This window comes from Plantibacter sp. CFBP 8775 (assembly GCF_014839505.1).
In the GTDB taxonomy this organism is placed as follows: Bacteria; Actinomycetota; Actinomycetes; order Actinomycetales; family Microbacteriaceae; genus Plantibacter; species Plantibacter auratus.
This window is the reverse complement of sequence record NZ_JACYNV010000001.1, coordinates 1,479,008-1,503,161: the sequence shown is the minus strand read 5'-3', so window position 1 is coordinate 1,503,161 and position 24,154 is coordinate 1,479,008. Positions and strand designations below refer to the sequence as shown.

Annotated in this window: 23 protein-coding genes and 1 riboswitch; of the genes, 12 read left to right on the top strand and 11 right to left on the bottom strand. The window is 70.1% G+C overall.

From position 1 onward, the window contains the following. Positions 1-103: 103 nt before the first annotated feature. Both IFR14_RS07145 and IFR14_RS07140 read left to right on the top strand, forming a co-directional pair. Positions 104-244 (top strand): hypothetical protein, encoded by a 141-nt coding sequence (locus tag IFR14_RS07145; RefSeq protein ID WP_191940675.1) that lies wholly within the window; start codon positions 104-106, stop codon positions 242-244. 30 nt (positions 245-274) lie between these two features. Further along, positions 275-1,195: a CPBP family glutamic-type intramembrane protease gene (locus IFR14_RS07140; protein WP_191940674.1), complete on the top strand. Its 921-nt coding sequence runs from the start codon at positions 275-277 to the stop codon at positions 1,193-1,195. Here IFR14_RS07140 and IFR14_RS07135 read toward each other — a convergent pair. Together IFR14_RS07135 and IFR14_RS07130 are read right to left on the bottom strand one after the other, a co-directional pair. Further along, on the bottom strand, positions 1,137-1,652 hold the full coding sequence (locus IFR14_RS07135) for a YbaK/EbsC family protein (RefSeq protein WP_191940673.1): 516 nt from the start codon (positions 1,650-1,652) through the stop codon (positions 1,137-1,139). The two genes, IFR14_RS07140 and IFR14_RS07135, sit on opposite strands and share 59 nt — an antisense overlap. Positions 1,653-1,719: 67 nt before the next feature. Continuing rightward, a complete protein-coding gene (locus tag IFR14_RS07130) occupies positions 1,720-2,532 on the bottom strand; it encodes a DeoR/GlpR family DNA-binding transcription regulator (RefSeq protein ID WP_191940672.1) in 813 nt (270 codons plus the stop codon). A gap of 83 nt (positions 2,533-2,615) precedes the next feature. On the opposite strand from IFR14_RS07130, the gene galT reads away from it, so the two are divergent. The 3 genes from galT to IFR14_RS07115 all read left to right on the top strand — a co-directional run bounded on the left by galT (position 2,616) and on the right by IFR14_RS07115 (position 5,967). Beyond that, positions 2,616-3,767, top strand: coding sequence for a galactose-1-phosphate uridylyltransferase (gene galT / locus IFR14_RS07125; RefSeq protein WP_191940671.1), 1,152 nt, complete (start codon positions 2,616-2,618; stop codon positions 3,765-3,767). Continuing rightward, the gene (gene galK / locus IFR14_RS07120) at positions 3,764-4,924 is read left to right on the top strand and encodes a galactokinase (RefSeq protein WP_191940670.1); all 1,161 of its coding nucleotides are present in this window, start codon (positions 3,764-3,766) and stop codon (positions 4,922-4,924) included. Before galT ends, galK begins: the two co-directional genes overlap by 4 nt. Before the next feature lie 302 nt (positions 4,925-5,226). Then, positions 5,227-5,967 carry an endonuclease domain-containing protein gene (locus IFR14_RS07115; RefSeq protein ID WP_191940669.1) on the top strand — a complete coding sequence of 247 codons (741 nt, stop codon included), beginning with the start codon at positions 5,227-5,229 and terminating at the stop codon, positions 5,965-5,967. Between the two features lie 46 nt (positions 5,968-6,013). Here IFR14_RS07115 and IFR14_RS07110 read toward each other — a convergent pair whose 3' ends face one another. Both IFR14_RS07110 and glyA read right to left on the bottom strand, forming a co-directional pair. Then, positions 6,014-6,886, bottom strand: coding sequence for a bifunctional methylenetetrahydrofolate dehydrogenase/methenyltetrahydrofolate cyclohydrolase (locus tag IFR14_RS07110; RefSeq protein WP_071259424.1), 873 nt, complete (start codon positions 6,884-6,886; stop codon positions 6,014-6,016). Between the two features lie 11 nt (positions 6,887-6,897). Continuing rightward, entirely contained in the window at positions 6,898-8,169 is a 1,272-nt protein-coding gene (gene glyA / locus IFR14_RS07105) for a serine hydroxymethyltransferase (RefSeq protein WP_064296623.1), read from the bottom strand. A gap of 42 nt (positions 8,170-8,211) precedes the next feature. Then, positions 8,212-8,330: riboswitch (ZMP/ZTP riboswitch) on the bottom strand. A gap of 158 nt (positions 8,331-8,488) precedes the next feature. Between glyA and IFR14_RS07100 the strand changes: the two genes are divergently transcribed. Then, entirely contained in the window at positions 8,489-9,991 is a 1,503-nt protein-coding gene (locus IFR14_RS07100; protein ID WP_191940668.1) for a family 20 glycosylhydrolase, read from the top strand. Between the two features lie 404 nt (positions 9,992-10,395). Then, complete coding sequence (locus tag IFR14_RS07095) at positions 10,396-12,624, top strand: sigma-70 family RNA polymerase sigma factor (RefSeq protein WP_191940667.1); 2,229 nt, start codon at positions 10,396-10,398, stop codon at positions 12,622-12,624. Between the two features lie 39 nt (positions 12,625-12,663). On the opposite strand, the gene IFR14_RS07090 is transcribed toward IFR14_RS07095, so the two are convergent. Continuing rightward, a complete protein-coding gene (locus tag IFR14_RS07090; protein ID WP_191940666.1) occupies positions 12,664-13,890 on the bottom strand; it encodes an MFS transporter in 1,227 nt (408 codons plus the stop codon). 184 nt (positions 13,891-14,074) lie between these two features. Between IFR14_RS07090 and IFR14_RS07085 the strand changes: the two genes are divergently transcribed. Genes IFR14_RS07085 through IFR14_RS07065 form a run of 5 tightly spaced genes read left to right on the top strand, consistent with a single transcriptional unit; the run spans position 14,075 to position 18,297 of the window. After that, entirely contained in the window at positions 14,075-14,467 is a 393-nt protein-coding gene (locus IFR14_RS07085; protein WP_191940665.1) for a MerR family transcriptional regulator, read from the top strand. Between the two features lie 27 nt (positions 14,468-14,494). After that, positions 14,495-15,391, top strand: coding sequence for a formyltetrahydrofolate deformylase (purU, locus tag IFR14_RS07080; protein ID WP_370582583.1), 897 nt, complete (start codon positions 14,495-14,497; stop codon positions 15,389-15,391). A 40-nt stretch (positions 15,392-15,431) separates the two neighbouring features. Continuing rightward, positions 15,432-15,788: a YrdB family protein gene (locus tag IFR14_RS07075; protein ID WP_342365659.1), complete on the top strand. Its 357-nt coding sequence runs from the start codon at positions 15,432-15,434 to the stop codon at positions 15,786-15,788. Then, positions 15,785-16,939, top strand: a complete 1,155-nt coding sequence (gene nagA, locus IFR14_RS07070; RefSeq protein WP_191940663.1) for an N-acetylglucosamine-6-phosphate deacetylase — start codon at positions 15,785-15,787, stop codon at positions 16,937-16,939. Before IFR14_RS07075 ends, nagA begins: the two co-directional genes overlap by 4 nt. Further along, on the top strand, positions 16,936-18,297 hold the full coding sequence (locus IFR14_RS07065; RefSeq protein ID WP_191940662.1) for an FAD-binding oxidoreductase: 1,362 nt from the start codon (positions 16,936-16,938) through the stop codon (positions 18,295-18,297). The genes nagA and IFR14_RS07065 overlap by 4 nt, the downstream gene beginning before the upstream one ends. A gap of 132 nt (positions 18,298-18,429) precedes the next feature. On the opposite strand, the gene IFR14_RS07060 is transcribed toward IFR14_RS07065, so the two are convergent. From IFR14_RS07060 to IFR14_RS07035, 6 genes are all read right to left on the bottom strand, one after another. Next, positions 18,430-19,584, bottom strand: a complete 1,155-nt coding sequence (locus IFR14_RS07060; RefSeq protein WP_191940661.1) for a mannitol-1-phosphate 5-dehydrogenase — start codon at positions 19,582-19,584, stop codon at positions 18,430-18,432. Beyond that, entirely contained in the window at positions 19,584-20,018 is a 435-nt protein-coding gene (locus IFR14_RS07055; RefSeq protein ID WP_064296632.1) for a PTS sugar transporter subunit IIA, read from the bottom strand. Before IFR14_RS07055 ends, IFR14_RS07060 begins: the two co-directional genes overlap by 1 nt. Positions 20,019-20,136: 118 nt before the next feature. Beyond that, complete coding sequence (locus IFR14_RS07050; protein WP_079705307.1) at positions 20,137-21,723, bottom strand: PTS mannitol transporter subunit IICB; 1,587 nt, start codon at positions 21,721-21,723, stop codon at positions 20,137-20,139. Then, positions 21,720-23,399: a phosphoenolpyruvate--protein phosphotransferase gene (gene ptsP, locus IFR14_RS07045; RefSeq protein ID WP_191940660.1), complete on the bottom strand. Its 1,680-nt coding sequence runs from the start codon at positions 23,397-23,399 to the stop codon at positions 21,720-21,722. The genes IFR14_RS07050 and ptsP overlap by 4 nt, the downstream gene beginning before the upstream one ends. Before the next feature lie 4 nt (positions 23,400-23,403). Further along, a complete protein-coding gene (locus IFR14_RS07040; protein WP_064296634.1) occupies positions 23,404-23,679 on the bottom strand; it encodes an HPr family phosphocarrier protein in 276 nt (91 codons plus the stop codon). A 4-nt stretch (positions 23,680-23,683) separates the two neighbouring features. Beyond that, positions 23,684-24,007 carry a PTS sugar transporter subunit IIB gene (locus IFR14_RS07035; RefSeq protein ID WP_124768857.1) on the bottom strand — a complete coding sequence of 108 codons (324 nt, stop codon included), beginning with the start codon at positions 24,005-24,007 and terminating at the stop codon, positions 23,684-23,686. Positions 24,008-24,154: the final 147 nt, after the last annotated feature.

The following is a 24,154-nucleotide window of genomic DNA, read 5'->3' as shown; positions in this document are numbered from 1 at the left end:
CACCGTCGAGCGCTCGGGACCAGGCCGATCACGGGCCATCCGTCGCTCGTCGTCCATCGCTCGGGGGACGCGTCCTGCCGCGACGGCTGCCTACCCTGGCAGCATGACGAATCCTGGACAGCACCCGCAGACGCCTTCGCCATCACCCTCGACGATGCCGGCCTCGACGCCCGTCGATCCGGCCGTGCCCCAGCCGCAGCTCGCGACGTACGACCACGCCCTCCGCGCCGCACCGGCCTGGTAGCGTGGCGCACTCGCGCTCCTCCTGCTCGTCGTGGGGTTCCTGATCCTCTCGATCGCGCTCGGCGGCATCGCGCTCATCGTGGACGTGGCCACCGGGGCGCACACGCTCGACTACGTCGCGAACGGCCTCATGACCCTGACGCCGGTGACGATGCTCGCGAACAACCTGTCGCTCGCCGCGCTCATCCCGGTGTCGATGCTCATCCAGTGGGCGATCTTCGGCGTCCGTCCACGGTGGCTGTCCTCGGTGGAGGGGCGCTTCCGTTGGTGCTGGCTCGGGCGCCTTGCGCTCATCATCGTCCCGGTGTGGATCGTGTACGTCGGCGCGTCCGTCCTGCTCTCCCCGCTCGAGCCCATCGTCGTCGACGGCACCATGATCGCGATGCTCGCCGTCGTGATCCTCACGACGCCACTGCAGTCGGCCGGTGAGGAGTACGGGGCGCGCGGCCTCATCCAGCGTTCTGTCGGATCCTGGTTCAGTCGACCGATGACCGCGTTCCTCGTCGGCACGGTCGTCTCCGGCGCGGTCTTCGCCTCGGTGCACTTCGCCGGCGACCCCTGGCTCATCGCCTACTACTTCGTGTTCGGCGCCTCGATGTCCTTCGCCGCCCGCGGGACCGGTGGTCTCGAGGCGCCGGTGCTCATCCATGCGACGAACAACGTCCTGCTCCTCGTCCCCACGGCCCTCATGTCGCAGACCGACCAGGTCTTCGAGCGAGGCGAGGGCGCCGGCGGACCGTTCATGCTCATCCCGATGGCGCTCTGCGTCGCCGCAGCCGTCGTGAGCACCTGGTGGGGGCGCAGGAACGGCGTGACCGCGACGGCTCCGCTGCCGCCGAGCCGGGTGACGAAGCAGCAGGGGACGCCGCCGGCCGCCATGGCCGCTCCGGTGGCTACGCCGACGCAGCTGCCGGCGACCCCGCAGGATCCGTCGGCGGCTCCACCGCGATGACCTGCCCGCCGGTCACTCGCACGAGCTCCTCGAAGGTCGTCGGGAACACCGTGTGCGCATGGCCGGCTGCGGCCCAGACCTCCGGGTAGGCAGCGAGCGCCTCGTCCACATAGGTGCGGATCGGTTCCGGGTGACCGACGGGCGCGACGCCACCGATCACCTGTCCAGTCGCCGCCTTGACGACCTCGGCGTCAGCACGCTTCAGCCGTCCACCGAGCCGCTCGCCGACCCAGGCTGTGTCGACACGGTGGGCGCCGCTCGTGAGGATCAGCGTCGGCTCGCCGTCGAGCGTGAACACGAGGGAGTTCGCGATCGCCCCGACCTCGATCCCCAAGGCCTCCGCTGCGAGCGCTGCCGTTCGTGCAGCATCGTCGAGCCAGGTGACCTCGCCCTGAGCCCCGCGATCGCGCAGCGTCTGCTCGACGATGGACACGGCAGGATGCGCTCGATCACTCATGCGACCATGCTGCCGCATCGGGCCGTCGGCGCGCGAGTGCCGGGACGCCGCGGGACGCGGCGCGAGGTCAGTCGCCGAGTGGGACCAGCGTCACCGCGAGTCCCGCTTCCCGGAGGAGTGCGATGGTCTCGGGCGCGGCCCCGTCGTCGGTCAGGAGGGCGTCGAAGGCCTCGAGCCCGGCGATCCGGCCGAGCTGCCGCACACCGAGCTTCGAGGCATCGGCGACCACGACCACCCGCTCGGCCGCGCGAACCATCCTGGCTTTCACCTCGGCCTCGGGCAGGTTGACGTTGGTCACGCCATGGCCTGCGTCGACACCGTTGCACCCGATGAAGGCGAGATCGGCGTGGACCTGGCCGAGTAGCGAACCGGCGAGCGGATCGACGAGCGAATGCTGGAGCGGCCGAAGCGATCCACCAGTGACGATCACCGAGAACCTCGGGATCTCCGACTCGAGCTCGAGCGCGATGGTCAGGCCGTTCGTGATGACCACGACGTCGGCGAGGTCGCGGCGAGCCTTGAGCGCGCGGGCGAGGGCGAGGCCGGTGCTGCCGACGTCGACGATCACGCTCTGACCGGAGCGCACCATCGCGGCCGCCGCCTCACCGATCCGCTGCTTCGCGTGGGCCGAGGTCGCGGTCGCGAGTTCGATCGGCGACTCCACGGCGCCGCGTCCCTGCACGGGCATCGCACCTCCGTGCACGCGGACGGCCTCGCCCTGGTCGACGAGGGTGTCGAGGTCCGTCCGGGCGGTCACCCGGGAGACGCCGAAGTCGTCGGAGATGTCGGCGACGCGCACGAAGCCGCGCGCATCGAGGAGCTCGCGGATGCGGTCGCGTCGCAGTGGGGCGGGCAACTGCATCGGCTCGTCGTCGGACATGCTTGAATCTTCGCTGACTTGCCTATACTTTTCAAGGCGAAACGTTGTACGTTTCCTTTCGACAACCCATTCTGAGGATCCCCATGCCCCCACTCGACGACACCTTCGTCATCGACCCGGCGATCGCGAGCTCGACCCAGCGCCTCGCCGACGGTCGCGAACTCATCTACTTCGACGACGTCGACACGACGCTGCCTGCGGAGCGCCTGCCCGACGCACGCGAACTCGCCCCACGACCGCCGACCGCATCCATGCGCCAGGACCCGCTCACAGGTGAGTGGATCTCGATCGCCGCCGCCCGCCAGAACCGCGTGATGCTGCCACCCGCGAACCTCGACCCGCTCGCGCCCGCGAGCCCCTCGAACCCCTCCGAGATCCCCGACCAGTACGACGTCGCGGTCTTCGAGAACAAGTCGCCGTCCTTCGGACCGCTGCTCGAAGACGAGAACGCACCGGTCGACCTCGCCGACCTCGAGACGGTCGGAATCGGCCGGACGCGCACCTCGGTCGGCCGATGCGAGGTCGTGAGCTTCAGCCCGTCGAGCACCGGTTCCTTCGGCTCGCTGTCCCGCACCCGGGCGCGCACGGTGATCGAAGCGTGGGCCCGCCGGACGCACGCACTGTCGCAGATCGACTCGATCCAGCAGGTGTTCCCCTTCGAGAACCGTGGCGAGCAGATCGGTGTCACCCTCCACCACCCGCACGGACAGATCTACTCCTACCCCTACGTGACCCCGCGCACGCAGCGGCTCATCGCCGCGAGCGAGGCCTACGGTCCCGGACTCTTCGCCGACATCCTCGCCGCGGAGCAGGCTGACGAGCGCGTCGTCCTCGCCGGCGAGCACTGGACGGCGTTCGTCCCGTTCGCCGCGCGCTGGCCCATCGAGGTACACCTGCTCCCCCACCGGCACGTGCCCGACTTCGCCGCGACCGCGCTCGAAGAACGGGACGAACTCGCCGGTCTCTACCTGCGGTTGCTGCGGGGAGTCGACGCCCTGTACGACACCCCGACCCCGTACATCGCCGCCTGGCACCAGGCGCCGACCCGCGTCCACCGCGACGAGCTCCGACTCCACCTGCAGCTCACCTCCCCACGTCGTGGAGCCGACCGCCTGAAGTACCTGGCCGGCTCCGAGGCCGCCATGGGCGCCTGGATCGGCGACGTCCCGCCCGAGACCACCGCCACCGCCCTGCGCGCCGCGATCGCCGCAGCCGACGAGGAGAACCCCGTATGACCGACCTGCAGCGCACCGCCACGAGCGGATTCGAGAACGCCTTCGGCAGCGAACCGCACGGCCTCTGGACCGCGCCCGGCCGCGTGAACATCATCGGCGAGCACACCGACTACAACGACGGCTTCGTGTTCCCGATGGCGATCGACCGCCGCACCGTCGCAGCCGTCCGGCGTCGCGACGACGACCGCATCCGAGTGTCGAGCAGCTTCTCGCCCGAGATCGTCGAGGTCTCGGTGCGCGCGCTCGATCCCGACGCACTGCACGGCTGGTCCGCCTACCCGCTCGGCGTCGCGTGGGCGCTCGGCCAGTTCGGCGCACCCTTGCAGGAGGTGCCCGGGGTCGACATCTACATCGACTCCGACGTCCCGGTCGGGGCCGGCCTCTCCTCCTCCGCGGCCATCGAGGCCTCGGTCGCCGTCGCACTCACCGAGATCTGGCACCTCGACCACGACCGCCGGACGCTCGCGAAGATCTGCCAGCTCGCCGAGAACCGGGCGGTCGGTGCTCCGACCGGCATCATGGACCAGTCGGCGTCGCTCCTCGGCCGGCGTGACTGCGGCGTCTTCCTCGACTGCCGCTCGCTCGAGACCGACGTCATCCCCCTCGGCTTCGAGGAGCACGACCTCGAGCTGCTCGTCATCGACACGCGCGTCGAGCACGCCCACGTCTCCGGCGGGTACGCCGCACGTCGGGCGTCCTGCGAGGCGGGGGCCGCAGCACTCGGCGCCGACTCGCTCCGTGACGTCACGGTCGGCGACCTCGAGCGCGCTCGTGAGCTGCTCGACGACGAGACCTTCCGTCGCGTCCGTCACGTCGTGACCGAGAACCAGCGGGTCCTCGACACCGTCCGGACCCTGCGCGAGCACGGCCCGACGTCGATCGGCGAGCTGCTCGTGGCCTCGCATGCGTCGATGCGTGACGATTTCGAGATCTCGGTGCCGGAACTCGACCTGGCCGTCGAGACGTCGATGGCCGCCGGTGCGATCGGTTCGCGCATGACCGGTGGTGGCTTCGGGGGTGCGGCGATCGCCCTGGTCCCCGTCGCCCTGGCGTCGGCCGTGGCGGAGGCGGTCACGGCGGCGTTCGCCGAGGCGTCCTTCACCGCCCCGACCATCTTCCCCGTCCGCCCCGCCGCCGGAGCCACCCGAGAATCCTGACCTTCCCCTCCCCTGCCCGCGAGGGGTCCCGAATGGCTGGTCGAACAGCCTGACCACCAGCCATTCGGGACCCCTCGCGGGCAGCTTGTGAGGAACTTCGGCGGCGGGGTCCTTTCAGTGGTCAGGCTGAGGGGATGGCTGTCCGCGACTCGTTGCCCGAACCCCTTGCCCAGCGAGCCTTCACGGCTCACGAAGCCCGCACCCTGGGCGTGACCAGGGCCCGTCTGCGAGCTGGCGATCTCCGACATCCGCATCACGGCGTTCACGTCGCTCATGATGCGAAATCGGCGCACGAACGGGCATTGACGTACGCCCCGCTCTTGTTACCTGGTCAGTTCTTCAGCCACACGTTCGCGGCCTCGCTCTGGGAACTCCCGCTGCCGCTGCCGCTGGAGAACGGTCCCATCCATGTTTCGGCAGCGGCTCCACAGCGAGCGCCGAAGGGAGCGGCGGTCGTCGGGCACAAGCTCGACGGGTCACACTGGGAGACCGCGATACTGGGCGGGGTTCCGGTTTCCACCGCTGTCGATGTCTGGTGTCAGCTCGGCAACACGCTGTCGCTCGGTCAACTCATCATGATCGGCGATGCACTGGTCGGGCGCCAGGACCCGCTCGCGACGATGCCGCAACTCATCCGTGGGCTCGCACGCATGAACGGGCGACGCGGCGCGAAGCGGCTCAGGGAGGCGCTCCTGTCGATCCGTCCGGGAACGGACTCACCGCAAGAGACCAAGCTCCGGCTGTCGCTCGTTCAAGCTGGTCTTCCCGAACCGCACGTGAATCGCGTCATCGTCGATGACGACGGCGCCTTCCTGGCGCTCGGAGACCTGGTGTATCCCGAGCACCGAGTGCTCGTCGAGTACGACGGAGCCGTCCACTTCGCGACGGAAAGCCAGGCGTTCCGGGACATCGACCGGCTGGACCGCCTGATGGCCGCCGGTTGGCGAGTCATCCGCGTGAACCGATCGCACCTCGGCACTCCGTCGCTCATCGCCGACCGTGTGGCCCAGGCCCTGCGCTCACGAGGGGTCCCGAATGGCTAGCGGCACGCCGCGCACACCAACCAAACGGGACCCCTCGCGGGCTGGGTTAGGGGGTGGCCATGCGGACGACGTTGGCGAGGAGACCGACGCGGGTCATGGGGCCGACACCACCGGGGTTCGGGCTGATCCACGAGGCGACCTCGGCCACGTCAGGGGCGACGTCGCCGACGACCCGGGACTTGCCGGTCTCGGGGTCGGTCTCGCGGCTCACACCGACGTCGAGGACGATCACGCCGGGCTTCACGGCATCGCGCGTGACGATCCCGGGGACGCCCGCCGCGGCGACGATCACGTCGGCGGTGCGGAGGATGTCGTCGAGTCCGACCGTTCCGGTGTGCGTCAGCGTGACCGTCGCGTTGTATTCACGACGGGTGAGCAGCGGGCCGATCGCGCGACCGACGGTGACCCCGCGGCCCACGACGACGACGTGCTTGCCCGCCCAGCTGATCCCATGGCGTTCCACCAGCTCGATGACGCCCTTCGGCGTGCACGGCAGCGGCGTGTGGATCGGGCGGTTCACGTTGAGCACGAGACGACCGAGGTTGGTCGGGTGGAGCCCGTCGGCGTCCTTCTCGGGATCGATGCGCTCGAGGATCGCGTCGGTGTCGATGTGCTTCGGCAACGGCAGCTGCACGATGTAGCCGGTGCAGCTCTCGTCGGCGTTGAGCTCGTCGAGGACGGCCTCGAGCTCCTCCTGCGAGACCGTCTCGGGCAGGTCGCGTCGGATCGACTCCATGCCGACCTCGGCACAGTCGCGGTGCTTCCCGGCGACGTACCACTGCGAACCCGGGTCGGACCCGACGAGGACAGTGCCCAGCCCGACCGAGATGCCGCGCTCCTTGAGCGCGGCCACCTCGATCGCGAGTTCGGACTTGATGGCGGCGGCGGTGGCCTTGCCGTCGAGGATCTGTGCGGTCATGCGCCCGCGCCCTACTGCTGGAGGCCGGGGTAGAGCGGGAAGCGCTCGGCGAGCGCGGTGACGCGCTCCCGGAGGGCTCCGGCCTCGGCACCGTTGCGCAGCGCGAGGGCGATGATGTCGGCGACCTCGGCGAACTCGGTGTCGCCGAAGCCACGCGTCGCGAGCGCCGGCGTACCGATCCGCAGACCGGAGGTGACCATCGGCGGGCGCGGGTCGAACGGCACCGAGTTGCGGTTGACCGTGATGCCGACCTCGTGGAGGAGGTCTTCGGCCTGCTGGCCGTCGAGCTCGGAGGTGCGGAGGTCGGCGAGCACGAGGTGCACGTCGGTGCCGCCGGTGAGGACGTCGATGCCGGCGGCCTTCGACGCCTCGGAGGTGAGCGCCTCGGCGAGGAGCTTGGCACCGCGGAGCGTCCGCTCCTGACGGTCCTTGAACTCAGCCGTGGCGGCGAGCTTGAACGCCGTCGCTTTGGCGGCGATGACGTGCATGAGTGGTCCGCCCTGCTGGCCGGGGAACACGTTCGAGTTGAGCTTCTTGGCGAGCTCCATGTCGCGGCTCACGATGAAGCCGGAGCGCGGGCCGCCGATGGTCTTGTGCACGGTGGAGGACACGACGTCGGCGAACGGCACGGGCGACGGGTGGACACCTGCGGCGACGAGGCCGGCGAAGTGCGCCATGTCGACCCAGAGCTTCGCGCCGACCTCGTCGGCGATCGCGCGGAACGCGGCGAAGTCGAGCTGGCGCGGGTAGGCGGACCAACCGGCGATGATGACCTGCGGCTTGTGCTCGAGTGCCTTGTCGCGGACGACGTCCATGTCGACGAGGAAGGTCTCGGGGTCGACGCCGTAGGAGACGGCGTTGTAGAGCTTGCCGGAGAAGTTGAGCTTCATGCCGTGGGTGAGGTGACCGCCGTGGGCGAGCTCGAGACCGAGGATGGTGTCGCCGGGGGTGGCGATCGCCGACAGGACCGCGGCGTTGGCCGTGGCGCCCGAGTGCGGCTGGACGTTCGCGTACGCGGCGCCGAAGAGGCTCTTGGCCCGCTCGATCGCGAGGGACTCGGCGATGTCGACGAACTCGCAGCCGCCGTAGTAGCGACGACCCGGGTAGCCCTCGGCGTACTTGTTGGTGAGGACACTGCCCTGCGACTGCAGGACGGAGACGGGCACGAAGTTCTCGCTCGCGATCATCTCGAGGGTGTTGCGCTGGCGACCGAGCTCCTGCTCGAGGACCGCTGCGATCTCGGGATCGACCTCGGAGAGTGGCGCGTTGAAGGTGTCGGACAAGACTGGCTCCCTTTTGTGACAGAACGGATGTCGGTGATGTGCCGTTTCGGCCCAGGCGTGCGGCCGAATCCGCCCTTGTCTTCAAGGTGCAGGGTCGCTCCCCGATGGTGAACCATCTGAGGCGGAGCGGAACTCCGTCTATACGCCAGTTGCGACTGCTAGCAGCATAGCAACGGGACGCCCGACGCGCACCGTCCTGTGGAGAGGCCGGGCAGCGGTGGAGGCCGGTGTGTCAGGATGGCCCGACGCTTGTTCATCATCCGAACAAACCCCGTTCCAGCCCCACGATCCCGCGTCGCCGACGCCGAAGGAACCGCCCATGAGCCTGCTGCCCCGCCCCGTCTCGCAGACCACCGACGCCTCCGCTCCCCCGTTCCGGTTGTCGGCGGAGTCGGTGATCCGTACCGACCCGTCGGTTGCGACCACAGCTCGGATCCTCGCCCACGCCTTGCGCACCTCGACGGGGTTCGCCCTCCCGGTCGAGACCACCGGCACGGAGGAGGTCGTGGCCTCCGCGGGTACGGACATCACGCTGTCGATCGACCCCAGCCTGTCGACGACGAGCGGGGCCTATCGATTGACCGCCGCGGCCTCCGGTGTCGAGATCGTCGGCGCGGACGCCGACGGGGTCCACCACGGCACGCAGACGCTCAGGCAGCTCCTCCCGCCGGCCAACTGGGCACCGACGGCCGGCGCACAGGACTGGATCGTCTCTGCGACCTTCATCGACGACGCTCCGCGCTTCGCCTACCGCGGCGCGATGCTCGACGTCGCGAGGCACTTCTTCACGGTCGCGCAGGTGCAGCGGTTCATCGACCAGATCGCCGCACTCAAGCTCAACCACCTGCATCTGCATCTCACCGACGACCAGGGGTGGCGCCTCGAGATCGCCGGGTGGCCGGAGCTCACCGGGATCGGTGCGGCGACCGCCGTCGGTGGTGGTACGGGCGGCTCGTACAGCGCCGACGACTACCGGGCGATCATCGAGTACGCCGCCGACCGCCGCATCACGATCGTCCCCGAGATCGACGTCCCCGGACACACGAACGCGGTCCTCTCGGCGTATCCCGAACTCAACCCGGACGGCGTCGCCCGCGAGCCGTACACCGGCACGGAGGTCGGCTTCTCGAGCCTCGACATCCATGCCGAGTCCACCTACACGTTCCTCGAGGACGTGTTCACCCAGCTCGCTGCGATGACCCCGGGCCCCTATCTCCACCTGGGCGGCGATGAAGCGCTCGCCACCACTGAGGAGGACTTCCTCCACTTCGCCCGTCGGGTCTCCGAGTTGGTCGCCACGACGGGGAAGACCGCCATCGCCTGGCACGAGTTCGGCGCGTCACGCGACCTCGACCCCGGCACCATCGGCCAGTACTGGAACTACGTCTCCCCCGAGGACGGTCACGCCGACAAGCTGCGCTCGTTCGTGGATCAGGGCGGGCAGGTCATCATGTCTCCGGCGGACGCCGCCTACCTCGACATGCAGTACCCCGACGTCGCGACGGCAGGCCTCACCTGGGCGGACGGCCCCACGAGTGTCGAACGCTCCGCCGTCTGGGAGCCGACCGAGATCGTCGAAGGCGTCGGTGAGCAGGACATCCTCGGCGTCGAGGCCCCGCTCTGGACGGAGACCGTGGCCGACGTGCAGACGCTCGATTTCCTCGTCTTCCCCCGGGTCGCGTCCATCGCGGAGATCGGCTGGTCGGAGCGACGCGCGCCGGACTGGAGCGACTTCCGAGTCCGGCTGGCCGAACTTGCTCAGGGATGGTCGGCAGCGGGCATCGCCTTCCACCGCTCCCCCGAGGTCAGCTGGCTCGACTGATCCGAGCGACGGTCGGAAAGGCGGCCGGGAGCGATGCTCGCCCCCGAGCACCACTCCCGGCCTGTCGACGGGTACGCACGAAGGCGCCCCCTCCCGTCGAGATCTGCAACGTTTCGGGTCCGTTGCCCGATGCACACCGGCCGTGGCGCGCATCGTGGCCGTCCGAGGACGACCCAGCCGGGTCCCCGTCGCCGGGAATCCTGCTGTTCATCCTGAGAGAGTGCATCCCGAGCAGGTCATGACGCGGTTTCCCAGAACAATCGAAACGGATCTTCCTCGGCGCCAGCGGCTGTCCGCGAGACACCTCGTGCCAAGATGAGGAATCGGCGTCATGATCCCGCTTCACCCGACTCTCTTGAGCGGGCACGGTGCCCGGTAATGCGCAGCTCGCAGACGGAGGCATCATGAGCCTGGACACATCCCCGGCTTCATCGCTCGCCGAGCGATCGGATGCCGAGCTCATCGAGCACACCCGCACGGGCTCGCAGGACGCCTACGCGGAGCTGTGGCGACGGCACTCGAACGCCGGACGGACCGTCGCCCGGTCCGTCACCTCGAGCCTCGATCCCGACGACCTCGTCTCGGAATCCTTCGCCCGCATCTATCAGGCGGTCCGCCGCGGGAAGGGACCCACCGGCGCCTTCCGCCCGTACCTGTTCACCACCATCCGGAACACGGCGGCCGCATGGGGCCGGTCGCGTCGGGAGACCTCACTCGACACCCTGGACTCCTTCGAGGACCCGGACACGAACGAGGCGTCCTCGATCGAGGCCCTCGACCGCAGCCTGAGTGCCCGAGCGTTCCGAAGCCTGCCGACCCGGTGGCAGGAGGTGCTCTGGTACACGGAGATCGAGGCGATGACACCTGCGGAGGTCGCGCCGCTCCTCGGGATGAAGGCCAACTCGGTGGCCGCGCTCGCCTACCGAGCACGCGAGGGGCTGCGCGAAGCGTGGATCCAGGCGCACCTGCAGGCCGTCGACGACGACTCGGAGCACGCCTTCACGATCAGCAGGCTCGGGTCGTACGCGCGCGGGAACCTCTCCGCCCGGGACACGGCCAAGGTCGAGTCGCACCTGGATGCCTGTCAGCGGTGCACCATCGTGGCCGCTGAGGCGAAGGAGGTCGGCTCGCGCATGGCGCTCGTCCTCCTCCCCCTCGTCGCAGGCGCCGCCGGTGCGGCCGGCTACACCGCGTGGTTGCAGACGAACGGTGCGTCGACGACCGCGGTCGCCGCGATGCCGGCCGGCGTCACCGGCGGGGTCGCACTGACGGCGCACCTGAGCACCTCGGTGGCGGCCTCCGGCGGAGCAGCGGCTTCCGGAGCAGCCGGTTCCAGCGGTGCCGCGTCGGGTGCCGGCGTCGCGTCGGGTGCGGGCGTCGCGGGTGCTGCGACGGCAGCTCTCTCCGGTGGGATCATCGCCGCGATCGGCGTCGGCGTCGTCGCGGTGGTGACCGCCGCCGCGCTCGTCCTGGGTCCGGTGGTGTTCCCGCCCGGAGCAGACTCGGCGACCTCCGTCTCCGCCGACGAGACCAGCGACCCCGTCGCCGTGCCGACGCCGGGCGCGACTCCGACCACGGGTCCGACGACGTCGCCGTCCGCGCCGACGACCCCGACACCCTCGGCACCGGTGCCCACTCCCCGGCCGACGCCCGGCCCGGGTGCGACGCCGCCTCCGGTCGCCGAGCCGCAGGTCCCGTCGCCGACGGCTCCGCCCATCGCCCCTCCCGTCGATCCGGTGGACCCCGTCGATCCGACGGACCCCGAGGAGCTCCCGGCGCCGACGATGGCCGCCGACACCGGTGGCGGCTTCCTGTGGCCTGCCTTCAGCGGTACCGCAGCGGCCGGCGCCACCGTCGACATCCTCGACGGAGAGGTGGTCGTCGCGTCGACGGTCGTGCCGGCCTCCGCTCGGCGGGCGTCCGCCACAGCCCCTCCCGAGACCGGGACCTGGTCGACCGGCCCGGTCGACCTCGGCCGCACGGGCACCTTCGTCCTGACCGTCCGCCAGACCCTGGGCGACGAGGTCTCCGTGTCCGCCGAACCGGCCACCATGTCGATCAGCGGGCCGGCCGTCACCGGGCTCCGGACGGTCCTGTCGGTGCAGTTCCTCGATCCGACCGGCCCGCTCGTGGTCGTCGGTGCTCCGAACGGCGCGGTCGGATACACGGTCGACGGTGGTGACGAGCAACGCGTCGCGCTCGACGCCGACGGTCGAGCGACGCTCACCGGCGCCGCCGTTGCCGTCGGGTTCCACGAGCTCAGCGTCTGGAGCGTCGACCCGTCCGACCCATCGCGCGTGGGACCTGCGACCTCCGTCGAGTACCTCTCGCTGACCGGACTCCTGAGTACCGACGCCGCCGTCGATCCGGCGACGGCCCCGCTCCCGGAAGCGGTTCTGGACACCGCACCGGAGGCGGTTCCCGCTCCGGTCCCGGTTCAGGCCATCGTCGACCCGATCGCGGATCAGACCCCGGTGGAAGCGGCTCCCGCGACGGAGCCGGACGTGCCGAGTACGACCGAGCCGGATCCCGCGACGGAGACGCCGGTGGCGACCGCGCCCGACGTCACCGCGCCGACCGATGGTGCAGACGCCTCACCGGCGCCGACGACGGACGAACCGGTTGTACCGTAAGCGGTCCCGCTCAGCGCGTCCGCAACGGCTCGTGCTCGATCAGACGGACTCGCGCTTGCGGGTGCGCAGCACGTCCGCCGCGAGGAGTGAGGTCGCGACCACGGCGAGGCACACGTACACCCACGGCAGCACGCCGAGACCGATCTCGGCGAGGAGCAACGCGCCGAGCGCCGAGCCGCCACCGATACCCGTGTTGAACGCCGTCGTGTAGAACGCGTTCGCGGTGTCGCGGATGCGCGGGCTCGCCGCGTGCAGGAGGCGCGTCTGCATGAGCGGCGGCAGCATGCCGAAGGCCGTCCCCCAGAGGAAGAACGCGACGAGCGCGCCCGGAAGCCAGCCTGCCGAGAGGGCGAGCGCGCTCACCATGGCGGCAGACACGGTCAGGGCGACGAACAGCCCCGTGGTCGCACGCCTCGCGAAGACGCTGCCGGTGAGGATGAGGCCGATCGCGCCCGCGACGCCGTAGACGAGGAGGAGGATGCTGAGCTGGCCGGCCGGGACACCGACCTCGCCGATGAGGAACGGTGCGATGTAGGTGTAGAACGCGTAATGGCCCGCCATGATGACGCCGACCGCGATGCAGACGATCGCGACCGGGACGATGCTCGGATCACGGCCCGTGGCACCCGAGGCTGCCGCGTGCGACTCCTCCCGACCGACGGGCGGCAGCTTCCACCACACGACGACGGCGCCGAGGAGCATCGCCGCGGCGAGGACGCCGAACGCGAGTCGCCAGCCGAGCGCGTGCCCGAGCGCGGTGCTGAGCGGGACGCCGAGGACGAAGGCGAGCGTGCCTCCCGCGATCGTCACGGACACGGCGCGCGCGAGCTGCTCCTTCGGGACCAGGTGACCGGCGTACGCGCCGACGACCGCCCAGAAGACGCCATGGGCGAGCCCGCCGAGCACCCGGGTGGCGACGAGGAGCTCGTAGTTCGGGGCGAGCGCGCCGAGACCGGTGCTCACGCCGAGGACCACGATGACGGCCACGAGCAACGCGTGTCGCGGGACACGCCTGGTGAGGTGGATGAGCGCGGTGCTCGACAGCACCACCGTGAACGCGAACACGCTGACAAGGAGCCCGATCTGCGACTCGGTGACGCCGAGCGAGGTGCTCATCTCCGGGAGGAGGCCGGTCGGGATCATCTCGCCGGTGACGGAGAGGAAGGTGCCCGCCGCGAGCGCGATCAGGCCGACCCAGGGGAACGGCGGTGACGTCGGCTTGGAGGGTTCGGCGGCGCGCGCCGAGGAGGGCGAAGAGGAGGTCATCGGATTGCTCCAACGATGGCGTTCACTCGTCGGCTGACGTGGCGGACGAGTTCGTCTACGCGCTGATGTGCGCGCCCAGGGTCAACCGACATCCGGCGACCGCGGACGAGTCTACCCGAGGGCGGGAATGCGGAGGGCTCGATCCGACGTTGCAGCTGACGTGAAGGTGACAGAGAGGCCGCTCATGCGCATTGCAGAACTCGCTGAACGAACGGGTGTCCCGGCCACCCGGCTCCGCTCCTACGAGGAGGAGGGACTCCTGGCGCCCGTGCGCGCGTCGCACGCGCCCGAGGAGTACGAACCGTCCGCGATCGACCACGTCGTCACGGTCGACAACCTGTTCGACGCGGGGCTCACGACCCGTCTCGTGCGCGTGGTCCTCGATCTCGACGACGCACGCACCTCGCGTGCCGTGCCCGACTGCTCCCGCGCGACGGCCGAGTCGCTCCACGCGCAGATCGCCTCGATCGACGCCCGCATCGACTGCCTGCGACAGAGCCGCGAGACGGTGCGGTCGTACCTGCGGCAGTCCTCCCACGCCGACCTCGTCGACGAGCGGTCCGTCCCTGCGGCTTGAGCCGTCGGGTCCCGGTAACCTGAGTCGGTGACGAACTCGACCGATCCCTCCGCTGTGCCATCGACCACGCACGAGCGCTCCGTCCACTGGGTGCTCTCGATCATCTGCGAGGACCGGCCCGGCATCGTGCACGCGATCAGCGGTGCGATCGTCGAGGCCGACGGCAACATCACCGAGAGCCAGCAGTTCTCGAGCGATGACACCGGGCGGTTCTTCATGCGGCTCCAGGTCGAGGCGGCGGTCTCGCGCGAGCGCTTCGAGGCGGCCATCGCACCGGTCGTCGAGCGGTACGCCCTCCAGTGGCGGCTCGACGTCGTCGGTCGTCCGCTCCGGACGCTCGTCCTGGCCTCGACGGCGGCACACTGCGTCAACGACCTCCTCTTCCGTCAACGGGCCGGCCAGCTCCCGGTCGAGATCCCCCTCGTGCTCAGCAACCACGGTTCACTCCGCGATCTCGCCTCCTTCTACGGCGTGCCCTTCGAGGCGCTGCCCGTGACGGACGCCGCCTCGAAGGCGGCGTTCGAGGCCAGGGTCGTCGAGGCCGTCGAGGAGCACGACATCGAGCTCGTCGTCCTCGCCAGGTACATGCAGATCCTCTCCCCCGAGCTCTGCGAGCGCCTCGCCGGTCGCGCCATCAACATCCACCACTCCTTCCTGCCCGGTTTCAAGGGCGCGAACCCCTACAAGCAGGCGCATGCGCGCGGCGTCAAGCTCATCGGTGCGACGGCGCACTTCGTGACGAGCGACCTCGACGAGGGACCGATCATCGAGCAGAACGTCGTCCGCGTGGACCACTCCCGCTCCCCCGCGGAGCTCGTCGCCATCGGCCAGGACGAGGAGAGCCGCACCCTCACCCAGGCGGTGAAGTGGTTCGCCGAGGACCGCGTCCTCCTCGACGGTGCGCGCACGATCATCTTCCGCTGACCCGGAGCGGGCTCGCTGCCACGCGCCGTAGAATCGTGTGGTGTCTGAACGAACTCCCGCCGACGTGAAGATCGGCCCCAACGAGATCCTGCGGTTCTTCCTCGAACTCTTCGCCTTCTTCTCGCTCGGCTTCTGGGGCGTCGCGGTGTGGCCGTTCCCGCTGAACGTGGTCGTCGGGATCGCCGCGCCGGTCGTCGCGATCATCCTCTGGGCGCTGTTCCTCTCACCGCGCGCCGTGATCCGCATCGACCTCTACGGCCAGGCGGTCGTCGAGCTCCTCATCTTCGCGGCGGCGGCGCTCGCCTGGTTGCACCTCGGGCAACCGATCATCGCGACCGTCTACGCCGTGGTCGCCGTCGCCAGTGGTGTCGTCCGCGGACGGAAGCAGCTCGCATGACCGAGCTCCTGATCCACTCCGCCACCAAGGTCGACGTCGACGGCCACCAGGACGCCTTCTGGCTGCACGCGGTCGACGGCGTCATCCGCTCCACCGGTACCGGCGACGACTGGCGGTCCATCCCCGTGGGCGACGGCGCATCCGTCCACGACGCACACGGCGGCCACCTCACGCCGGGGTTCATCGACCTCCACGTCCACGGTGGCGGCGGGTCGTCCTTCGACGACGGACGCGACGCCATCGGACGCGCACTCGCGGTGCACCGGGCACACGGGACCACGAGGACACTCATCAGCCTCGTGTCGAACCCGGTCGACGCCCTCGTCGCGAGCCTCGAGGGGATCGCCGACCTCGTCGCCGAGGATCCGCTGGTCCTCGGAGCCCACCTCGAAGGTCCGTTCCTCTCACCGGTCAAGAAGGGCGCGCACGACCCCGGTGCGCTCATCGACCCGAGCCCGGCGGTCGTCGAACGCCTCATCGACGCGAGCCGAGGCACGCTGCGGCAGATCACGATCGCCCCTGAGCTGCCGAACGCCCTCGAGGCGATCCAGGTCCTCGTCGAGGCCGGCGTCATCGTCGCCGTGGGTCACACCGACGCCGACGAGGCACTGACGAAGACGGCGTTCGATCTCGGCGCCCGGCTCGTCACCCACGTGTTCAACGCGATGAACGGGATCCACCACCGCGCGCCCGGACCGATCATCGCCTCCTTCGCCGACGAGCGGGTCACGGTCGAGCTCATCCTCGACGGCGAACACGTGCACCCCGACGTCGCCAAGCTCGCCTTCGAGCAGGCACCGGGCCGTGTCGCACTCATCACCGACGCGATGGCCGCAGCAGGCTCCTCCGACGGCCGGTACCTCCTGGGAGCCCTCGAGGTCCAGGTGACGGACGGTCTGGCGCGGCTCGTGGAAGGCGACTCGATCGCCGGCTCCACGCTGACGCTCGACCGGGCGCTCCGACTCGCCGTCGCGAGCGGTGTCGCGGCGGACGCGGCGGTCGGTGCCCTCACGAGCACCCCGGCCCGCGTCCTCGGCCTGGCCGAACGCTTCGGTCGGCTGGCCCCGGGATACGCCGCGGACGCCGTCCTCCTCGACCACCAGTGGAACGTCCAGGCGGTCTGGGCCGACGGATCACCCCTGCCGCGATGACGACGCCTCCCGTCCTCGACGCCCTCCGTGACGCCCTCGGCGACGCGGTCTCGACGACGGACGCCGTCCTCGCGGACGCACGGTCCGACAAGTCCGGACACGTGTCGGACGCCCCGCCCCTCGCCGTGGTCTCCGCGCGTTCCATCGAGGATGTCCAGACGGTGATGCGTATCGCCACCGCGACCGGGACGCCGGTCGTGACACGCGGTGCCGGTACCGGACTGGCCGGCGGCGCGCTCGGCGGCGCGGGCGAGATCGTCCTGTCGACGCTCGAGATGCAGCGCGTCCTGGAGATCAACGAACCCGACCTCCTCGCGGTCGTCGAACCAGGCATCATCAACGGTGCCTTCAACGACCTCCTGCTCGCCCGAGGACTCTGGTTCGCTCCCGACCCGGCGAGCCGCGCGATCTCGACCGTCGGCGGGAACATCGCGACCGGTGCCGGCGGCCTGCTCTGCGCCAAGTACGGGGTGACGCGCGACGCCGTCCTCGCCCTCAAGGTGGTCCTGGCCGACGGACGACTCATCAGCGTCGGGCACCGGAGCGTGAAGGGGGTCACCGGCCTCGACCTCACGAGTCTCATGGTCGGCTCCGAGGGCGTCCTCGGCGTCATCGTCGAGGCGACCGTCAGCATCCGGCGCGTGACGCCGGGCACCGTCGCGACCATCGCCGGCTACTTCCCGAGCGTGGTCTCGGCAGCGGAGGCCACCGCCGCCGTCACCGCGTCCGGTATCCAGCCGTCGATCATGGAACTGCTCGACCCCGTCGCGCTCGTCGCCGTGCACCGCTACCTGCAGCTGCCGACTCCGACCAGCGGCGAGGCGCACGTCGTGATCCAGACCGACGGCCCGAACGCCGAGGCGGAGGCCGCCGCGATCCTCGATGTACTCCACGCCGGCGGCGGGCGTGCCGAGATGTCCACCGACCACGCGACGGGTGAGCATCTGTTGGCCGTCCGCCGTGCCCTGCACCCCTCGCTCGAGCAGTTCGGCACCCCGCTCATCGAGGACGTGTCGGTCCCCCGCAGCCAGTTGGCGGCGATGTTCACGGCGATCGGCGAGATCGAGCGCCGGTACGGCATCTCCATCCCGACGGTCGCGCACGCGGGCGATGGCAACCTCCACCCGAACTTCGTCTTCGAGGGTGTCGAGGTACCAGACCTCATCTGGCAGGCCGCCGACGACCTCTTCACCACCGCGCTACGGCTCGGCGGTACCCTCACCGGCGAGCACGGCATCGGCCTGCTCAAGAAGCGCTGGCTCGGCGACGAGCTCGGCGAGGATCAGCTCGCGCTCCAGCACGGGATCAAGCGGCTCTTCGACCCCGAGAACCTCCTCAACCCGGGCAAGATGTTCTGAGGCCCTTCGACAGGCTCAGGGACCGGAGGCTGGCTCAGGGACCGGAACGGGCTCCGGGACCGGAACGGGCTCCGGGAACGGCGACAGGCTCAGGGTCCGGACGGATCCGGTCCCTGAGCCTGTCGACGGGCGTTACGCGAGCGATGCCTGTCGGGCGACGACCTGCGCGAGCACCGCGGGAGCCAGCGGGTGCTCGGGAGCGAGGCCGGTGACCTCCTCGACGAAGGTGCCCGGCGCGAGCTCGTGGAGCTTCGCCTGCAGATGGACACTCTGCTCGTCGTCGGCGACGTCGAACTCGAGCGCGGCACCGATGGCCGAGACGAGTGCGTCGTGGGCCATGCCGCGCTCCGCCAGCTCTGCGGCGGGTCCGATGAACCGCTCGGTCCGGCTCAGCTTGCGCAGCGGCTGCCGACCGACGCGCTCCACGGTGTCGGGCAGGTGCACGTTGGCGAAGCGACGGAGGATCGTCTCGCGGTACTCGCGTTGCGCGTCGACGTCGAGCCCGTGCTTGGCGACGAGCAGCGCGGAGGTCTCCTCCAGCACCGCGCCGACGGCCGCGGTGATCGACGGCTCGGCGAGCGCTTCGGCGATCGTCCCGATACCGGCGCGCGCACCGAAGTAAGCGACGGAGGCGTGGCCGGTGTTCACGGTGAAGAGCTTCCGCTCGATGTACGGCGCGAGCTCCTCGACGAAGTGGGCACCGGGGATCGACGGCAGCGAGCCGTTGAACGCCGGGGTCTCGATCGCCCACTCGTAGAAGGTCTCGACGGTCACGTCGATGCCCTGCCCGGCGGGCTGGCCCGGGACGATGCGGTCCACGGCCGTGTTCGCGAACACGGCCCGGGTCGACAGCGACGCCCAGGCCTCATCGCCGACCGCCTGGCGCACCTCGGTGGCGAGGAGGTCGGTGGCGTTGATCGCGTTCTCGCAGGCCATGACGGCGAGCGGAGCGGCGTCGGCCGGACGGGCGGCGATCCCCCGAGCGATGACCGGAGCGACGAAGCGCAGGATGGTCGGCCCGACAGCGGTGGTCACCACGTCGGCGGTGGCGATCTCCTGGACCAGGGCCTCCTCGTCGGTGGCACTGTTGATCGCGCGGAACCCGGTGACGACCGTGTCCTTCGCGCCGTCGCCCACCTCGTGCACCGTGTAGCTGTCGGCCGCGGCGATCGCATCGATGAGCTCGGCGTTGACGTCCGCGAAGACGACCTCGTAGCCGCCCTCGTGGAGGAGCAGGCCGACGAAGCCGCGCCCGATGTTGCCGGCGCCGAAGTGGACGGCTCGCATCACTCGTTGACCTCGCTCAGGAGCGCGTAGAGCTCCTCAGGCGTCTCGGCTGCGAGCAGCTTGGCGACCTCGTCGTCCTCGGAGAAGATGATGGCGATCTTGGAGAGGATCTCCATGTGCCCGCCGTCCTTGCCGGCGATGCCGACGACGAACCGGACCTCGTCGCCGTCCCAGTCGATGGGGGTCTCGTAGCGGGTGAACGACAGGGCGGAATCCCGGACCGCCTCCTTCGCGTCGTTCGTCCCGTGCGGGATGGCGAGGAGGTTGCCCATGTAGGTCGACACGGACTGCTCGCGGGCGAGCATGGCCTCGAAGTACTCGTCGGTCACGGCTCCGGCTGCTTCGAGGGCGTCGGCAGCGCGGCGGATGGCCTCCTCCTGCGTCACCGTCCCGGTGACGATGGTGATCCGATCCTGGGTCAGTACCTGCGACATGTCTTCCTCTGCATTCGTCGTGCGGGGCTCCGCCGGTGCGGTCCGGAGCCGGATGAAGGGCGGTGGATGGAGCCCCGGGGCGCACGCCCTTCGCGTGCGCCCCGGGATCGTTCCGTTGCTAGTGTGCTCCCTCTCCGCGGAGCAACTCCACCACTTCGTCGTACTTCGGAGAGTTCATGAAGTTGTCGACCGACATGTGCACGGCACTCGGGGTCTTCTCCTTCGCGCGCTCCGTCAGCTCGCGCTGGGTGATGACGAGGTCGACGTCGTCGGCGAGGTTCGCGATCGCCTTGTTGGTGACGGTGATCTCGTCGATGCCGGCCTTCTTGATCTTGTTGCGGAGCACCGAGGCGCCCATCGCACTCGAACCCATACCGGCGTCGCAGGCGAAGACGATGTTGCGGATCGGGCCGCGCTCGAGCGTCGTGACGACGCCCTCGTCGACGACGTCCGCACCGGCTGCGGCGCTTCCGGCGGAGAGGTTGCCGAGCACGCTCGACTTCTTGCCCTTGGCGGCTTCGGTCGCGGCGACGGCGGCCGAGAGGTCACCGGCGTTCTCGTTCTCGAGGTCGCGCTTCCGGCTGGCCCGCAGGATGATCGCGGAGATCCCGAACGAGACGGCTGCTGCGACGATGACCGACAGGATCACGCCGAAGTAGCTGTCGGGTGCGGTCTGGATGAGCACGGCGATGATGCTGCCGGGCGAGGCCGGGGCGCGGAGACCCGTGTTGAACGCGACGTTCGTCGCCACACCGGCCATGCCGCCACCGATCGCGGCCAGGACCAGCATCGGCTTCATGAGCACGTACGGGAAGTAGATCTCGTGGATGCCACCGAAGAACTGGATGATGACCGCGCCGGGGGCCGACGCCTTCGCGAGACCGATTCCGAAGAAGCAGAACGCGAGCAGGATGCCGAGGCCCGGGCCGGGGTTCGCCTCGAGGAGGAACAGGATCGACTTGCCGGTCTCCTCGGACTGCTGGACACCGAGCGGGGTCAGCACACCGTGGTTGATGGCGTTGTTGAGGAAGAGGATCTTGCCGGGCTCGATGAAGATGCTCGCGATCGGCAGGAGCGAGTTGGCGACGAGCCAGTCGACGATACCCTCGAGGAAGCTGCTGAGCGCGGTGACGATCGGTGCGATACCGAAGAAGCCGCCGATGGCGAGGATGGCTCCGAGGATACCCGCGGAGAAGTTGTTGACCAGCATCTCGAAGCCGGCCTTGATCTTGCCGTCCCAGATCCGGTCCACCTGCTTCATGAGCCACGCGGCGAGCGGGCCCATGATCATCGCACCGATGAACATCGGGATCGCGCTGCCGACGATGACACCCATGGTCGCGATGGACGCGACGACGCCGCCACGCTCACCGTAGATCATGCGGCCACCGGTGTTCGCGATGAGCAGCGGGAGCAGGTACGTGATCATCGGGCCGACGAGGCCGACGTACTGCGGGAAGGTCGTGCCGTCGTCGGCCTGCGCGAGCGCCGTCGCGGCACCCTGCCAACCGATGAGGTCGGCGTTGCCGAAGCCGCCGAGGATCCCGTTCGGGAACCAGCCGGTCGCGATGAAGAACGCGGTGATGAGGCCCCAGGCGATGAAGGCCGCGATGTTCGGCATGACCATGCCGGAGAGGAAGGTGCCGAATCGCTGAACGCCGACTCGTGCACCTCCCGGCTTCTTGGGAGTAGACGTCGTTGTCATGATGATGTTGCCTCTTTCATTTCGGGAGTCGTTGCAGCGGTGGCCGCTGCCCTGGCTTCGGCCGCACCGTCGGCGGCCAGTGCTGCTGCCGCGATGCGCCGGGCATCGTCGAGCGTGTACTGCTGGAGGGAGTGACGGACGTCGGCGAGCGCCGACGGAGACATGGACAGGGTGGTGGCGCCGAGTCCGACGAGGACGACGGCGAGGAGCGGGTCGGCGGCTGCTTCGCCGCAGATGCCGACCGGCTTGCCGTGGTGCTGGCCGGCTTCGCCGACGAGCTGCACGAGGCGGAGGACCGCCGGGTGCCACGGGTCCTGGAACGCGCCGACGGAACCGAGCAGGCGGTCCGCGGCGAGCGTGTACTGCGTGAGGTCGTTGGTGCCGATCGACGCGAATCCGGCGTGGGCGAGGACGCGGTCGGCGAGGAGCGCGCTCGACGGCACCTCCACCATGACGCCGGGCGTCTTCAGGCCGTACTCGGCGGCGATCGCCATGAAGTACTTCGTCTCCTCGACGGTCGACACCATCGGGGCCATGACCCACAGGTCGGCGTTCGTCGCCGCGTCGGCCTGGGCGAGCGCCGTGAGCTGCTCGCGCAGGATGTCCTCGCTCGCCCGCAACGCACGGAGGCCGCGGAGTCCGAGCGCCGGGTTGTCCTCGTGCGCATCGTTCAGGAACGCCAACGGCTTGTCGGCACCGGCGTCGAGGACGCGCACGACGACCTTCTGGCCGGGGAAGGCGTTCAGGAGCTTCTCGTAGTGCGCCCGCTGCTGCTCGACCGTCGGTGCGAGCGCCTGGTCGAGGAAGAGGAACTCGGTGCGGAAGAGGCCGACACCCTCGGCGCCGAGCTCCGCGGCGGCGTCGGCGTGCTCGGCCGAGCCCAGGTTCGCGAGCAGCGGCACGGGGGTGCCGTCGGCCAGTGCACCGGGGACGACCGGTGCGTTCACGAGCGCGAGTCGGTCGGCGATGCGCTGCTCCGTGGCGGCGACGAGCTCGGGGGTCGGATCGACCGTGACCTCACCGGTTGCCGCGTCGACGACGAGCGTCGTGCCGTCGGTCAGTTCGGCTGCTCCGACGACGCCGACGATCGCGACGATCGACTTCTCGCGGGCGAGGATCGCCGTGTGCGAGGTCGGGCCGCCGTCGCTCGTGACGAGGCCCAGGACCAGGTCGAGGTCGAGGAGAGCGGTGTCGGCCGGCGCGAGGTCGCGGGCGACGAGGATGAACGGGTGGCCGGGCGAGGGGACGCCGGGGGCCGGCACGCCCATGAGGTCGGCGATGACCCGCTGCGACACGTCGTCGAGGTCGGCGGCGCGCTCCCCGAGGTAGCCGCCCATCGCGGCGAGCTGGTCGCGGAACGAGGCGAAGGCCGCGTGGACGGCCCACTCGGCGGTCTTGCCGTCCGCGAGCCGCGTGGCGATCTCCTCGGCGAGGGTCGGGTCCTCCGCCATCATCGCCTGGGCCTCGAGGACGTCACGAGCGGCACCACCGGCGGCGGCGCCTCGGGCCTCGAGCTCGCGGGCGACCGCGGCGAGGGAGGTGTTCGCGCGCTCGGTCTCGGTCGCGAGGTCGAGGGTGCTGGCGACGTCGGCGGGCGCGGGGAGCGGGTCGGCCATGCGGGCCACCGGGCCGACGGCGACGCCCTGGCCGATACCGATGCCCTGGAACGCGGTCATCGGACTACTGCTCGTCATGGTCGGTCACCAGGAGCTCGGAGAGCGTGTCGAGGGTGCCCTCGGCTGCGGCGCCCTCGCCGTCGACGGACAGGGTCACGTAGTCGCCGTGCTCGACGGCGAGCGCGATCACGCCGAGGATGCTCGCCGCGTTGACGGGCTTGCCGCTGCCCTTCGCGATCGTCACCGGGACCCCGGCGTCCTTCGCAGCCTGCGTGAACAGCTTCGCGGGCCTGGCATGCAGGCCGTGCGACGAGCCGATGCGGACGGTTCGAGTTGCCATGGGGTTACCTCCTGGTTGGTGATTGGATCGAGAGGACGAGTTCGAGGGCTCGCGCGCCGCCCTCGACGCCGAAGACGTCGCCAGGCAGGACGGCGACCGCGGTGCCGGTGGGCTCGGCCGCTGCGCGCAGCGCAGCCTCGTGGTCGGCGAGGTGGGCGCCGACGAGCAGGACGTCGACACCGTCGAGGGCGATCGTGCCGCTGAGGACCTGCGATTCGGCACCGGCCGCGACGGAGACGTCGACCGATCGGTCGGCTGCTGCGCGACGCAGGCGTTGGGCCATGAACGTGCTCGACGCACCCGCGCCGCAAATCACCAGGATCTTCATCGAACCTTCTCCAGAACCGCCGATTGCCTACCAACCCATCATTCCGTCGCGCCACTCGCTGCTCCACCAGAAGCTCTTCCGCCGGGGCGGAAAGGTCGTCGAACGCGCGGAAGCAGCCGGGAAGGTGGTTGACTCGGTGGAGCGGTT

Bases quoted from the DNA above. Each gene is read 5' to 3' on its own strand.
- IFR14_RS07090 (WP_191940666.1), bottom strand. From the start codon at position 13,890: ATGACCTCCTCTTCGCCCTCCTCGGCGCGCGCCGCCGAACCCTCCAAG.
- IFR14_RS07040 (WP_064296634.1), bottom strand. From the start codon at position 23,679: ATGGCAACTCGAACCGTCCGCATCGGCTCGTCGCACGGCCTGCATGCC.
- IFR14_RS07055 (WP_064296632.1), bottom strand. From the start codon at position 20,018: ATGTCGCAGGTACTGACCCAGGATCGGATCACCATCGTCACCGGGACG.
- IFR14_RS07145 (WP_191940675.1), top strand. From the start codon at position 104: ATGACGAATCCTGGACAGCACCCGCAGACGCCTTCGCCATCACCCTCG.
- IFR14_RS07110 (WP_071259424.1), bottom strand. From the start codon at position 6,886: ATGACCGCACAGATCCTCGACGGCAAGGCCACCGCCGCCGCCATCAAG.
- galT (WP_191940671.1), top strand. From the start codon at position 2,616: ATGCCCCCACTCGACGACACCTTCGTCATCGACCCGGCGATCGCGAGC.
- IFR14_RS07095 (WP_191940667.1), top strand. From the start codon at position 10,396: ATGAGCCTGGACACATCCCCGGCTTCATCGCTCGCCGAGCGATCGGAT.
- ptsP (WP_191940660.1), bottom strand. From the start codon at position 23,399: ATGACCGCGTTCCAGGGCATCGGTATCGGCCAGGGCGTCGCCGTCGGC.
- IFR14_RS07085 (WP_191940665.1), top strand. From the start codon at position 14,075: ATGCGCATTGCAGAACTCGCTGAACGAACGGGTGTCCCGGCCACCCGG.
- IFR14_RS07050 (WP_079705307.1), bottom strand. From the start codon at position 21,723: ATGACAACGACGTCTACTCCCAAGAAGCCGGGAGGTGCACGAGTCGGC.
- IFR14_RS07135 (WP_191940673.1), bottom strand. From the start codon at position 1,652: ATGAGTGATCGAGCGCATCCTGCCGTGTCCATCGTCGAGCAGACGCTG.
- IFR14_RS07100 (WP_191940668.1), top strand. From the start codon at position 8,489: ATGAGCCTGCTGCCCCGCCCCGTCTCGCAGACCACCGACGCCTCCGCT.
- IFR14_RS07130 (WP_191940672.1), bottom strand. From the start codon at position 2,532: ATGTCCGACGACGAGCCGATGCAGTTGCCCGCCCCACTGCGACGCGAC.
- IFR14_RS07035 (WP_124768857.1), bottom strand. From the start codon at position 24,007: ATGAAGATCCTGGTGATTTGCGGCGCGGGTGCGTCGAGCACGTTCATG.
- IFR14_RS07065 (WP_191940662.1), top strand. From the start codon at position 16,936: ATGACGACGCCTCCCGTCCTCGACGCCCTCCGTGACGCCCTCGGCGAC.
- IFR14_RS07060 (WP_191940661.1), bottom strand. From the start codon at position 19,584: ATGCGAGCCGTCCACTTCGGCGCCGGCAACATCGGGCGCGGCTTCGTC.
- nagA (WP_191940663.1), top strand. From the start codon at position 15,785: ATGACCGAGCTCCTGATCCACTCCGCCACCAAGGTCGACGTCGACGGC.
- galK (WP_191940670.1), top strand. From the start codon at position 3,764: ATGACCGACCTGCAGCGCACCGCCACGAGCGGATTCGAGAACGCCTTC.